This window comes from Streptococcus pseudopneumoniae (genome assembly GCF_001076775.1).
GTDB lineage: Bacteria > Bacillota > Bacilli > Lactobacillales > Streptococcaceae > Streptococcus > Streptococcus pseudopneumoniae_G.
The window spans coordinates 19,456-32,037 of record NZ_JVGV01000033.1 but is presented as its reverse complement, the minus strand read 5'-3'; the positions used below and the strand labels follow the sequence as shown (position 1 = coordinate 32,037).

Genomic DNA, 12,582 nt, shown 5'->3' with positions numbered 1-12,582 from the left:
CTAACTTTTGGGGTGTTTTTATTATGAAATTAACTTATGATGATAAAGTTCAGATCTATGAACTTAGAAAACAAGGATATAGCTTAGAGAAGCTTTCAAATAAATTTGGGATAAACAATTCTAATATTAGGTACATGATTAAATTGATTGATCGTTATGGAATAGAGTTCGTCAAAAAAGAAAAAAATCGTTACTATTCTCCTGAATTAAAACAAGAAATGATTGATAAAGTCCTACATGAAAACTGGTCTCAAGATAGAGTTTCTCTCGAATATGCTCTCCCAAATCGTGGTATGCTTCCAAATTGGATGGCACAATACAAGAAAAACGGGTATACTATTGTTGAGAAAACAAGAGGGAGAGTACCTAAAATGGGACGTAAACCAAAGAAGAAACCCGAAGAGATGACAGAGTTAGAACGACTTCAAGCAGAAAACGAGTATCTGAGAGCGGAGAATGCTGTCCTAAAAAAGTTGAGAGAACTCCGCTTGAAGGAGGAAAAAGAGAAAGAAGAAAGACAGAAATTGTTCAAGAATTAATCACTGATTTTTCGTTAGATATTCTTCTAAAAACCATTAAACTCGCTCGTTCGACCTACTACTATCATTTGAAACAGCTAGACAAACCAGATAAGGATCAAAAGCTTAAAGCTGAAATTCAAGCTATTTTTACCGAACAAAAAGGAAATTACGGCTATCGTCGAATCCATTTAGAATTAAGAAATCGTGGTTATGTGGTCAATCATAAAAGAGTTCAACGCTTGATGAAAGTGCTCAATTTACAAGCTAGAATCCGCAAGAAACGCAAGTATTCTTCTCATAAAGGAGATGTTGGCAAGAAAGCAGACAACCTTATTCAACGCCAATTTGAAGCAGCTAAACCAATGGAAAAGTGTTATACGGACGTGACAGAATTTGCCATTCCAGCAAGCGCTCAAAAGCTTTACTTATCACCAGTTTTAGATGGCTTTAATAGCGAAATTATCGCCTATAATCTTTCAACTTCACCCAACTTAGAACAAGTAAAAACAATGTTGGAACAAGCATTCACAGAGAAGCGCTACGAGAATACGATTCTCCATAGTGACCAAGGCTGGCAATATCAACACGATTCTTATCATCAGTTTCTAGAGGGTAAGGGAATTCAAGCATCCATGTCACGTAAAGGTAACAGCCCAGACAACGGCATGATGGAATCTTTCTTTGGTATTCTGAAATCGGAGATGTTTTATGGTTATGAGAAGTCATTTGAGTCGCTCAACCAATTGGAACAAGCCATTGTAGACTATATTGATTACTACAACAATAAACGAATTAAGGTAAAACTAAAAGGACTCAGTCCTGTGCAATACAGAACTAAATCCTTCGGATAAATTAATTGTCTAACTTTTTGGGGTCAGTACATTTTGAACCGCTTTTTCTTATTTATCGCCCTTGTTACGAATAACAAAGCCTGTTTTCTTTTCGCTTGAAGTAGTGCGTGGTTTTTTATTATCCTTACGGTAACGTTTTTCCTTATCATAACGATCATTTCCACGACTGCCTTTTTTGAAATCATCACGGCGACCATTGCCACGGCGGTCGCGATCACGACGGTCATCTCCACGACGACCTCCCTTACCTTTACCACCGAAGCCATTACCTGATGGTTTAAATGGCAGTGGTTTTTCACGCGCAATCTCCACTTCTGGAAGGCTATCCGGATCTTGGACTGTCAGACTCAAGATATACATGGCCAATTCTTCTGGAGTAAATTCAGCAGCCAACTTACGAGCGTCCTTGCCAAATTTCTCAAAGTTGCCACGGATTGTTTCATCTGCAAAATCACGTTCGATTTTCTTTAGTGCAACCTGTTTCTTAGCTTGGAAGGCTTCTTCTGCACTTGCAGGTTTGAGACCTTTCATGCGCTTCTTAGTCAAGTTTTCAATAATTTGAAGGTAACCCATTTCGTTTGGAGCAACAAAGGTAATCGATTGACCTGATTTACCAGCACGACCTGTACGACCGATACGGTGAACATAACTTTCAGGATCTTGTGGAATATCGTAGTTATAGACATGGGTCACACCTGAAATATCCAAACCACGCGCTGCAACGTCTGTCGCAACCAAAACATCGAGATTGCCGTTTTTGAAATCACGAAGGACACGAAGACGTTTGTTTTGGTCTAGGTCTCCATGAATTCCTTCTGCACGGAAACCACGGATTTTAAGTCCACGAGTCAATTCATCCACACGACGTTTGGTACGACCAAATACGATAGCAAGCTCAGGTTGTTCCACATCCATAAGACGAGTCATAGTATCAAACTTTTCTTGTTCTTTAACTCGGATATAGTACTGGTCAACCAATTCTGTTGTCAATTCCTTGGCAGCAATCTTGACATGCTCAGGTTCTTTCATAAATTGAACACCGATACGTTTGATGGCATCTGGCATAGTTGCTGAGAAAAGTAAGGTTTGACGGCTTTCAGGGACACGGGAGATGATAGCTTCAATGTCTTCAAGGAAGCCCATGTTGAGCATTTCATCCGCTTCGTCAAGGATAAGAGTTTCAATATCTTGTAATTTCAAGGCCTTGCGTTTAATCAAGTCCAAAAGGCGACCAGGTGTTCCCACCACGATATGGGCACCAGATTTAAGAGCCTTAATTTGTTTTTCAATGCTTGATCCGCCATATACTGAACGGACTTTGACTCCCTTGCTACGACCAAAACGGAAGAGTTCTTCTTGACTTTGGACAGCAAGTTCACGTGTTGGAGCGATAACCAAGGCTTGGATGGTCGCTTCTTCTGTACGGATTTTTTCAAGGGTTGGCAAACCAAATGCTGCAGTTTTTCCTGTACCAGTCTGTGCTTGACCAATAACATCCTTACCTTTAAGTGCCAAAGGAATAGTTTGTTCTTGGATAGGACTGGCTTCTACAAAACCAGCTTTTTCAATCTCTGCTAGCAAATCAGCAGACAAGTTTAATTCATTAAATTTCACGTTATTCTTCTTTCTAAAGGTGGTGCGAAGCCACCCTATAGGGCTTAGTTTATACTTTTCTTTTTATGACGTATTTTCATATACTGGATACAAAATCGTGTTGCTTCTTTTCCACAAAAGAAAAGTACTGTTTTCTTTGCAACCTATCTAGTATAACACAAGACCAGAGCAAAAGATAGTTAAATCCGTCGATAAAGTCATGTAAACGATTTTCCTTAGAAAATGAGGATGAAATTTCCACTATTTCATAAACTTTTTTAAAGCGTAGCAGAATTGTGCAAAAGTTTTTTTCTTATGCTAGAATGAAATTCGAATAGGAGGAAGATAAATGTTAACTTATGATTTAATCGTTATCGGATTTGGTAAAGCTGGTAAAACACTAGCTGGTAAATTGGCTTCAGCTGGCAAGAAAGTTGCCCTCGTTGAACGTAGCAAAGCTATGTACGGTGGAACTTGTATCAACATCGGTTGTATCCCAACTAAAACTTTGCTAGTTGCTGCTGAGAAAGACTTGTCTTTTGAAGAAGTGATTGCTACAAAAAATACTATCACTGGTCGCCTCAATGGTAAAAACTATGCAACTGTTGCTGGTACAGGTGTCGATATTTTTGATGCGGAAGCTCACTTCCTTTCAAATAAAGTCATCGAAATACAAGCTGGTGATGAAAAACAAGAATTGACTGCTGAAACTATCGTCATCAACACTGGTGCTATTTCAAACGTCTTGCCAATTCCAGGACTTGCTACAAGCAAGAATGTCTTTGACTCAACAGGTATCCAAAACTTGGACAAATTGCCTGAAAAACTTGGAGTCCTTGGTGGTGGAAATATCGGTCTTGAATTTGCCGGCCTATACAACAAACTTGGAAGCAAGGTTACAGTCCTAGATGCCTTGGATACTTTCCTTCCTCGTGCAGAACCTTCCATCGCAGCTCTTGCTAAACAATACATGGAAGAAGACGGTATTGAATTGCTTCAAAATATCCGTACTACTGAAATCAAAAACGACGGTGACCAAGTGCTCGTTGTGACTGAAAACGAAACTTACCGTTTCGATGCCCTTCTCTACGCAACAGGACGTAAACCAAACGTAGAACCACTTCAACTTGAAAATACAGATATTGAACTAACTGAACGTGGTGCTATTAAAGTAGACAAACATTGTCAAACAAACGTTCCTGGTGTCTTTGCAGTTGGAGATGTCAACGGTGGCCTTCAATTTACTTACATTTCACTTGATGACTTCCGTGTTGTTTACAGCTACCTTGCTGGAGATGGCAGCTACACACTTGAAGACCGTCTCAATGTACCAAATACTATGTTCATCACACCTGCACTTTCACAAGTTGGTTTGACTGAAAGCCAAGCAGCTGATTTGAAACTTCCATACGCAGTGAAAGAAATCCCTGTTGCAGCAATGCCTCGTGGTCACGTAAACGGAGACCTTCGCGGAGCTTTCAAAGCTGTTGTTAATACTGAAACAAAAGAAATTCTTGGAGCAAGCATCTTCTCAGAAGGTTCTCAAGAAATCATCAACATCATCACTGTTGCTATGGACAACAAAATTCCTTACACTTACTTCACAAAACAAATCTTCACTCACCCAACCTTGGCTGAGAACTTGAATGACTTGTTTGCGATTTAAGTTGAGATTTAATCGTATCGAACAGCCCTCCTTGGGCTGTTTTTACTTCTGCGGAATCTCAAATCTGTCTTTTCCTTCTTTTATGATATAATAGAAACATGAAATTAAAAACTACTTTGGGCCTTCTTGCTGGGCGTTCTTCCCACTTCATTTTAAGCCGTCTTGGCCGTGGAAGTACGCTTCCAGGAAAACTTGCCCTTCAATTCGATAAAGATATTTTACAAAACCTAGCTAAGAACTACGAGATTGTCGTAGTGACTGGAACCAACGGAAAAACCTTGACAACTGCTCTCACTGTCGGCATTTTAAAAGAGGTTTATGGTCAAGTTCTGACCAACCCAAGCGGTGCCAACATGATTACAGGAATTGCGACAACCTTCTTAACAGCCAAATCTTCTAAAACTGGGAAAAATATTGCCGTCCTAGAAATCGACGAAGCCAGTCTATCTCGTATCTGTGACTACATCAAGCCAAGCTTATTTGTTATTACTAATATTTTCCGTGACCAGATGGACCGCTATGGTGAGATTTACACAACTTACAAGATGATTTTGGATGCCATTCGTAAGGTGCCTACTGCCACTGTTCTTCTTAATGGAGACAGTCCACTTTTCTACAAGCCAGCTATTCCAAATCCTGTACAATATTTTGGTTTTGACTTGGAGAAAGGTCCAGCTCAGCTGGCTCACTATAATACCGAAGGAATCCTCTGCCCTGACTGCCAAGGCATCCTCAAATACGAGCACAATACCTATGCAAATTTGGGTGCCTATATCTGTGAAGACTGCGGATGTAAACGTCCTGATCTCGACTATCGCTTGACAGAATTGGTTGAGTTAACCAACAATCGCTCTCGCTTTGTCATTGACGGCCAAGAATACGGTATTCAAATCGGTGGTCTCTACAATATCTACAACGCCCTAGCTGCTGTAGCTATCGCCCGTTTCCTTGGTGCAGATTCACAACTCATCAAGCAAGGATTTGACAAGAGCCGTGCTGTCTTTGGACGCCAAGAAACCTTCCATATCGGTGACAAGGAATGTACCCTTGTCTTGATAAAAAATCCAGTCGGTGCAACTCAAGCTATCGAAATGATTAAACTAGCACCTTATCCATTTAGCCTATCTGTCCTCCTCAATGCCAACTATGCAGACGGTATTGATACCAGCTGGATCTGGGATGCTGATTTTGAACAAATTACTGACATGGACATTCCCGAAATCAACGCTGGCGGTGTTCGTCATTCTGAAATCGCTCGTCGTCTACGAGTAACAGGCTATCCAGCTGATAAAATCACTGAAACAAGTAGTCTGGAGCAAGTTCTTAAGACAATTGAGAACCAAGACTGCAAGCATGCTTATATTCTGGCTACCTATACTGCTATGCTTGAATTCCGCGAACTGCTGGCTAGTCGTCAGATTGTTAGAAAGGAGATGAACTAATGGTTTATACTTCACTTTCCTCAAAAGCTGGCAATTACCCTTATCAGCTCAACATTGCCCACCTCTACGGAAATCTCATGAATACCTACGGGGACAATGGAAACATCCTCATGCTCAAGTATGTGGCTGAAAAGCTGGGAGCCCATGTGACCGTTGACATCGTTTCTCTCCATGATGACTTTGACGAAAATCACTACGACATCGCCTTTTTCGGTGGCGGTCAAGACTTTGAACAAAGTATTATTGCAGACGACCTACCTGCTAAAAAAGAGAGCATTGATAACTACATCCAAAACGACGGTGTGGTTCTGGCTATCTGTGGTGGTTTCCAACTATTAGGTAAATATTATGTTGAGGCTTCAGGTAGACGCATCGAAGGGCTAGGGGTCATGGGCCATTATACCCTTAATCAAACCAATAATCGCTTTATCGGGGACATCAAGATTCACAATGAAGATTTCGATGAAACCTACTATGGCTTTGAAAATCATCAGGGCCGTACCTTCCTTTCTGATGACCAAAAACCGCTGGGACAGGTGGTTTATGGAAATGGAAACAACGAAGAAAAGGTTGGTGAAGGGGTTCATTATAAGAATGTCTTTGGTTCTTACTTCCACGGACCTATCCTCTCTCGTAATGCCAATCTAGCTTATCGCCTAGTCACTACTGCCCTCAAGAAGAAATACGGCCAGGACATCCAACTCCCTGCCTATGAGGACATTCTCAGCCAGGAAATCGCTGAAGAATACAGCGATATCAAAAGCAAGGCTGACTTTTCTTAAACCAAGAAAAACCATATCAAAGATCTCCCCTATCTTGTCGGAGTTCTTTTTGTCTTTTCTTTTACCCTTCTCCCTTGCATTTTCTCTCTTTTTTTGCCAAAATAGAGGGGTAGAAAGAAGGTAGCATATGTCTAAATTACAACAAATCTTAACATATCTTGAATCAGAAAAACTAGACGTCGCTGTCGTATCTGACCCCGTCACAATCAATTACCTCACTGGCTTTTACAGTGATCCCCATGAACGCCAAATGTTCCTTTTTGTTCTAGCAAATCAGGAACCTCTCCTCTTTGTCCCAGCCCTTGAGGTTGAGCGTGCAAGCAGCACTGTTTCTTTCCCAGTTGTGGGCTATGTGGATTCTGAAAATCCATGGCAAAAAATGAAACATGCTCTTCCACAACTTGACTTCAAACGTGTCGCTGTTGAGTTTGACAATCTCATCTTGACCAAATATCATGGCTTGAAAATAGTCTTTGAAACTGCTGAGTTTGAAAACCTCACTCCCCGTATCCAACGCATGCGCCTCATCAAATCAGCTGACGAAGTGCAAAAAATGATGGTTGCAGGTCTCTATGCGGACAAGGCTGTAAAAGTTGGCTTTGACAATATTTCTCTTGATAAGACAGAGACAGATATCATCGCCCAAATTGACTTTGCCATGAAGCGTGAAGGTTATGAAATGAGCTTTGATACCATGGTCTTGACTGGTGATAATGCTGCAAATCCACACGGTATTCCAGCAGCTAACAAGGTTGAAAATGATGCTCTTCTCCTCTTTGACCTTGGTGTTCTAGTCAACGGCTATGCGTCAGATATGACTCGTACAGTCGCAGTCGGCAAACCTGACCAATTCAAGAAAGACATTTATAACTTGACTCTTGAAGCCCAACAAGCTGCTCTTGACTTTATCAAGCCAGGAGTGACTGCCCATGAAGTGGATCGCGCTGCTCGTGAGGTCATCGAAAAAGCTGGTTACGGCGAGTACTTCAACCACCGTCTCGGTCACGGTATCGGTATGGATGTCCATGAATTCCCATCTATCATGGAAGGAAACGACATGGTCATCGAAGAAGGCATGTGCTTCTCTGTTGAACCAGGTATCTATATCCCTGGTAAAGTCGGTGTCCGTATCGAAGACTGTGGTGTTGTTACCAAAGATGGCTTTGACCTCTTTACAAACACCAGCAAAGACTTGCTTTATTTTGATTAAAATTCTTCGAAAATCTTCCCACAATAAAACGCATAGTATCAAGGTTTTTCAACACCTGATACTATGCGTTTTTCTTATTTGAAAGACTTTTGACTCAGCCTCATTACTTAATCTTCTTGATACTTTGACTAAGGATAAATCCTACAATCATCCCTACCATATTTTGCATGAAATTTGGTAAAATTTCTGGTAGAGCTGCAGCCCAGCCATTCATCAATGTAGAGCCCAAGGCGTAACCCCCTACCATGGCAATCGTTGCTAAGATAAGGCCTAACCACTGAGTTTTTCCTTTAAATCCTGCGAAAAATCCCTGCAAGCCATGGTTGACCAAGCTAAAGAACATCCACTGAGGATAGCCTGATAAGAGGTCAATCAAGAAACCTGCTAGTCCTCCTACTACAGCCCCTTCACGACTACCAAAGTAGAAGGCCGTAAAGAAGACACCCGCATCTAAAAGAGTTAAAATGCCTGTCGGTGTTGGAATTTTTAAGAAATAACCTAGAACCACAGAGAGGGCGGTTAAGAGGGATACAAGGGCGATTTTAGTTGTTTTGGTTTGCTTCATATTGTCTTACTCCATACTGATCTGCTTGTGCAATAGAACGATAAACGAAATCCTTAGAGCTTTCTACTGCTGGTAAAAGTTCATCACCTTTAACCAAGTGACTGGCAATGCTAGAGGCAAAGGTACAACCTGCACCAGCATTTTGCCCTTGAATGACAGGATTTTCTAGGACTGTAAAGTTTTGTCCATCATAAAAGACATCTACAGCCTTGTCCTGACTAAGGCGATTGCCTCCCTTGATAATGACTGCTGGCGCTCCTAATTCATGCAATTTCTGCGCTGCAGCTTTCATGTCTTCCAAGGTTTTGATTTCCTGACCAGTCAATAATTCTGCTTCAGGAAGATTAGGCGTAATCACACTGACATAAGGGAAAAAGCGAATCAACTCTTGACAGAGTTCACTTACAGCTACGTCGTGTGTTTCCTTGCAGACCAAGACAGGGTCCAGAACCACAGGCACTCCTGGGCATTGCTTGATAAAGTCCAAGGCCTTCTCAGCCACACTGACAGTTGGTAGAAGACCAATCTTAATCCCCCCAAACTCCACATCACGCAAGCTATCTAATTCATGTTGAAAAATGGTATCGTCAGTTGGAAAGACTTCAAAGCCCTTTTCCGTCAAGGCTGTCAAACAAGTCACTGCTACAAAGCCATGCAAGCCGTTCAAGGTATAAGTAGCCAAATCAGCTGACAAACCACCACCACTAAAAATATCATTTCCAGAAAGTGCTAAAATACGATTATTCTTCATAACGAATCTCCTTTAAATACAAACCATTTGGTGCTGCAGTGGGACCTGCAAGCTGCCTGTCCTTTTTCTTCAAGATGAGGTCAATCTGCTCTACTGGCATGCGGTTATTGCCGATTTTAAGCAGTGTCCCCACCATATTGCGAATCTGCTTATACAAGAAACCATTTCCTGAAAAGGTAAAGGTCAAAAACTGGCCTGTCTCATCAACCCTAAGACTAGCTTCTGTGATGGTGCGAACCTTATCCTCTACACTAGTCCCAGAGGCTGTAAAGCCGGTGAAATCATGAGTGCCTTCTAATTTTTTGATAGCCTCCCGCATCCGTTCCACATCAAGCGGATAAGGAAAGTGGGTGGCATAGTGACGGCGCATAGGATTTTTGGGACGTCCTCTATCCACGATAAACTCATAGGTCTTGCTATGCTTGGCATAACGGCAATGAAAATCATCCGCCACAAGCTCAATCGAAATCACATCAATATCTTCAGGGGACTGAGTGTCTAGAGCAAAACGGAGCTTCTCCTCATCCATTTGATAAGGCAGGTTAAAATGAATAACCTGTCCCAGGGCATGAACCCCACTATCTGTCCTACCAGCACCGTGAACAGTAATGGCTTGCCCTTTATTTAACTTGGTCAAGGTTTTTTCAATTTCTTCCTGAACACTACGCGCATGAGGCTGGCGCTGAAAACCAGCAAAGGCGTAACCATCATAGGAAATAGTTGCTTTATATCTTGTCATAACTTCTATTTTATCAAGAAATTAGTCTGTAAACAAGGCCCTAAATCAAATAATGTCTGGGTACAAAAATCCAAAAAAGAAAAACTTAGGAAACCAATCCTAAGCTCTCTTTTGAAGTAGGTACATGACAAAGATAGAGGTTACAATTAACCAAGATCCTAAGATAGCAAAGACCAACATCCCATTGTGAGTTAATAAGCCAATTGCACCTAGAACGAATGGAGTCGTAAAGGCTCCGAAACTACAGCCTAAAACTGCAAATGAGGTTGCTTGATTGAGGAGTTTAGCTGGAATTCTTTCAGAGACAAGTTGAAAGACTGTCGTCAAGGCTACACTGTAGGCAAAGCCAGCCAGAATACTTCCTGCCACTACCACCCACAAGGATGGAGACAAGGCAATCACAATTTGCCCCAAGCCGAAGGTAATACCAGACCAGAGGAGCAGTTTCTCTTTAAATATTGAAATCAGGAAAGAAAAACTCACACCAGCCACAATCCCGATTAACTGCATGACACTAAGAACAAAACTAGATAACTGGGCATCTCCCAGTCCTCTTTCCACCATCAGACTTGGAATACGGATGGTAATAGCTGTATTGGTACAAACTACAACCGCCGCTTCAATAGCTAAGATAAAAATCAAGCCCTTCATTTCCCGAGTTAAGCGACTTGCTTCCTTCGTTTTTTTCTTGACTTCTTTCTTTTCTTTTCCATAAGGTACAAAGAGCAGATAAAGGATCAGAACTAAAAATCCAGCACTATAAGCTAAGAAAGTAGCTGTCCAACCAAAGGCCAACAATTGGCCGACTGCCAAGGTAATGAGAGAAGCCCCAACGACCTCTGCAGAACCGCGTAGCCCTAACATCTGAATTCTCGTTTTTCCTTGATAGCGTTCACTGATAATAGAAATGGCCTTGGCATTGATCATCCCAACACCTAAACCAAAAAGAATCCGTGTTCCAAAGACAAAAGGATAAGCTTGGTACCAAAAGGGAGCAGTTCCACTTAGTGATAAAATCAGCAATCCCAAACTGATCTGTAAGCGCTCAGGAAATATTTTTTCTAAGAAACCATTTAGTAATAACATAATCATGATTCCAAAGGAAGGCAAGCTCGCCAAGAGCTCAATTTGTTCCTTAGGATAACCTTGATAATAGTCAAACATGGCTGGCAGGGCACTCGAGATGGAAAAGGACGTAATCAAAACGAGGGAGAGAGCCAAAATACTGGCCCGTTCTAAAAATTGTTTCATGAAATCTCTTTCTATATTTCTCTTAATCTTCTACTTTTTTGATAGTCATCAAACAAGCAAGAAAAGAAGAAGCCTCTTTAGTGTACAGACTCCTTCTTAAACTCGAAAATGAATCCCTTGTGTCTTAGGATGATTTTCTCTTGATTTGCTTAATAAAGTAGAAGATAAATCCTGCCACCATATAAGCAACAAAGATAATCAGACACCACTTGAACACGACATCCCAACCCTTGTTCACATTCAAAAAGAAGTACGGGAAGGGACTGACCTTAGAATTAGGAACATCAAGTTTCAATACCAAGCCATTAAAAAGAGCAAAAATCATATACAGCAAGGGTAAAATCGTCCACACAATTGGGTCCCAAATCTTGTATTGACCCTGTTTGTCAAAAAAGAGGGTATCTGCTAAAAACCAGAGGGGAACGATATAGTGGCAAAGGAAATTTTCTAGAGTATAGAAATTAGTCGCAATAGGCGCTAAAAGGAAATGGTAAATCACACAGGTAATCATGATACTCATGGTGACCCCACCTTTTAAGCGCAAGAGACTTGGTCTTTGCCAGTTTTCACCTAAACGGCTCATAACCTTTAGGAGATAGAGCGTAAAAATCGCGACTAAAAGGTTGGACAGAACCGTATAATAGAGTAACATCCCAAATCCACCATGCTTGGCGATTTCAAGATAAACTCCCGTAAAAGCCGCTAGAAACAAGAAGATACGGCTATAAAATACAAGTTTATAGTGTTTTGACATGCTTAAATTTTCTTCACAAACTCTGATTTGAGTTTCATGGCACCGAAGCCATCGATTTTACAGTCGATATTGTGGTCGCCTTCTACGATGCGGATATTCTTCACGCGCGTCCCTTGTTTCAAATCTTTTGGCGCACCTTTTACTTTTAAGTCCTTGATGAGAGTTACTGTATCACCGTCAGCCAATTTATTCCCGTTGGCATCGATAGCAACAAGACCCTCTTCTACATCTGCAACTTCAGCAGGATTCCACTCATAAGCACACTCTGGGCAAACCAGTAGGGCACCGTCTTCGTAGACATACTCTGAGTTACATTTTGGGCAATTTGGTAGGTTGTTCATGGTTTCTCCTTATCATCATTCACTATTCTTTGAAAATCAAAATTTCTCGAACAGCAACTATTATACCTTAAAATCAGCATTTTGACAAATTTAGAAAAAACCGATATCAATCTATC

General features: G+C 41.2%; 12 protein-coding genes. 5 read left to right on the top strand and 7 right to left on the bottom strand.

Going from position 1 to position 12,582, the window contains the following annotated elements; translation table 11 throughout:
• Positions 1–23: 23 nt before the first annotated feature.
• Positions 24–1,372, top strand: a protein-coding gene (locus ADJ60_RS11315; RefSeq protein WP_152907437.1) for an IS3 family transposase whose coding sequence is annotated in 2 segments (ribosomal slippage) — positions 24–465 and positions 465–1,372 — 1,350 coding nt in all. Because the reading frame shifts where the segments join, the coding sequence is not laid out codon by codon here.
• 48 nt (positions 1,373–1,420) lie between these two features.
• On the opposite strand, the gene ADJ60_RS09680 is transcribed toward ADJ60_RS11315, so the two are convergent.
• Complete coding sequence (locus ADJ60_RS09680; RefSeq protein ID WP_049544766.1) at positions 1,421–2,986, bottom strand: DEAD/DEAH box helicase; 1,566 nt, start codon at positions 2,984–2,986, stop codon at positions 1,421–1,423.
• Between the two features lie 328 nt (positions 2,987–3,314).
• Between ADJ60_RS09680 and ADJ60_RS09675 the strand changes: the two genes are divergently transcribed.
• The 4 genes from ADJ60_RS09675 to ADJ60_RS09660 all read left to right on the top strand — a co-directional run bounded on the left by ADJ60_RS09675 (position 3,315) and on the right by ADJ60_RS09660 (position 8,065).
• Positions 3,315–4,631 (top strand): FAD-containing oxidoreductase, encoded by a 1,317-nt coding sequence (locus ADJ60_RS09675; RefSeq protein WP_049544765.1) that lies wholly within the window; start codon positions 3,315–3,317, stop codon positions 4,629–4,631.
• 98 nt (positions 4,632–4,729) lie between these two features.
• Positions 4,730–6,073 carry a lipid II isoglutaminyl synthase subunit MurT gene (gene murT, locus ADJ60_RS09670; protein ID WP_049544764.1) on the top strand — a complete coding sequence of 448 codons (1,344 nt, stop codon included), beginning with the start codon at positions 4,730–4,732 and terminating at the stop codon, positions 6,071–6,073.
• Positions 6,073–6,855 (top strand): lipid II isoglutaminyl synthase subunit GatD, encoded by a 783-nt coding sequence (gene gatD / locus ADJ60_RS09665; RefSeq protein ID WP_049544763.1) that lies wholly within the window; start codon positions 6,073–6,075, stop codon positions 6,853–6,855. The genes murT and gatD overlap by 1 nt, the downstream gene beginning before the upstream one ends.
• A gap of 127 nt (positions 6,856–6,982) precedes the next feature.
• Positions 6,983–8,065 (top strand): M24 family metallopeptidase, encoded by a 1,083-nt coding sequence (locus ADJ60_RS09660; protein ID WP_049544762.1) that lies wholly within the window; start codon positions 6,983–6,985, stop codon positions 8,063–8,065.
• Positions 8,066–8,168: 103 nt separating this feature from the next.
• On the opposite strand, the gene ADJ60_RS09655 is transcribed toward ADJ60_RS09660, so the two are convergent.
• The 6 genes from ADJ60_RS09655 to ADJ60_RS09630 form a co-directional block, all read right to left on the bottom strand.
• Complete coding sequence (locus tag ADJ60_RS09655) at positions 8,169–8,630, bottom strand: ECF transporter S component (protein WP_000814989.1); 462 nt, start codon at positions 8,628–8,630, stop codon at positions 8,169–8,171.
• Complete coding sequence (locus ADJ60_RS09650) at positions 8,608–9,381, bottom strand: bifunctional hydroxymethylpyrimidine kinase/phosphomethylpyrimidine kinase (RefSeq protein ID WP_000794766.1); 774 nt, start codon at positions 9,379–9,381, stop codon at positions 8,608–8,610. The genes ADJ60_RS09655 and ADJ60_RS09650 overlap by 23 nt, the downstream gene beginning before the upstream one ends.
• Positions 9,371–10,120, bottom strand: a complete 750-nt coding sequence (gene truA, locus ADJ60_RS09645; protein ID WP_049544761.1) for a tRNA pseudouridine(38-40) synthase TruA — start codon at positions 10,118–10,120, stop codon at positions 9,371–9,373. The genes ADJ60_RS09650 and truA overlap by 11 nt, the downstream gene beginning before the upstream one ends.
• Positions 10,121–10,219: 99 nt before the next feature.
• A complete protein-coding gene (locus tag ADJ60_RS09640) occupies positions 10,220–11,371 on the bottom strand; it encodes an MFS transporter (protein ID WP_023946242.1) in 1,152 nt (383 codons plus the stop codon).
• A 124-nt stretch (positions 11,372–11,495) separates the two neighbouring features.
• Entirely contained in the window at positions 11,496–12,125 is a 630-nt protein-coding gene (locus ADJ60_RS09635) for a Pr6Pr family membrane protein (RefSeq protein WP_000033942.1), read from the bottom strand.
• 2 nt (positions 12,126–12,127) lie between these two features.
• Positions 12,128–12,466 carry a zinc ribbon domain-containing protein YjdM gene (locus ADJ60_RS09630; protein ID WP_001061596.1) on the bottom strand — a complete coding sequence of 113 codons (339 nt, stop codon included), beginning with the start codon at positions 12,464–12,466 and terminating at the stop codon, positions 12,128–12,130.
• Positions 12,467–12,582 lie beyond the last annotated feature (116 nt).

Coding starts and splice junctions, on each gene's coding strand:
- ADJ60_RS09675 (WP_049544765.1), top strand. CDS start 3,315: ATGTTAACTTATGATTTAATCGTTATCGGATTTGGTAAAGCTGGTAAA.
- ADJ60_RS09635 (WP_000033942.1), bottom strand. CDS start 12,125: ATGTCAAAACACTATAAACTTGTATTTTATAGCCGTATCTTCTTGTTT.
- truA (WP_049544761.1), bottom strand. CDS start 10,120: ATGACAAGATATAAAGCAACTATTTCCTATGATGGTTACGCCTTTGCT.
- gatD (WP_049544763.1), top strand. CDS start 6,073: ATGGTTTATACTTCACTTTCCTCAAAAGCTGGCAATTACCCTTATCAG.
- ADJ60_RS09650 (WP_000794766.1), bottom strand. CDS start 9,381: ATGAAGAATAATCGTATTTTAGCACTTTCTGGAAATGATATTTTTAGT.
- murT (WP_049544764.1), top strand. CDS start 4,730: ATGAAATTAAAAACTACTTTGGGCCTTCTTGCTGGGCGTTCTTCCCAC.
- ADJ60_RS09660 (WP_049544762.1), top strand. CDS start 6,983: ATGTCTAAATTACAACAAATCTTAACATATCTTGAATCAGAAAAACTA.
- ADJ60_RS09640 (WP_023946242.1), bottom strand. CDS start 11,371: ATGAAACAATTTTTAGAACGGGCCAGTATTTTGGCTCTCTCCCTCGTT.
- ADJ60_RS09655 (WP_000814989.1), bottom strand. CDS start 8,630: ATGAAGCAAACCAAAACAACTAAAATCGCCCTTGTATCCCTCTTAACC.
- ADJ60_RS09630 (WP_001061596.1), bottom strand. CDS start 12,466: ATGAACAACCTACCAAATTGCCCAAAATGTAACTCAGAGTATGTCTAC.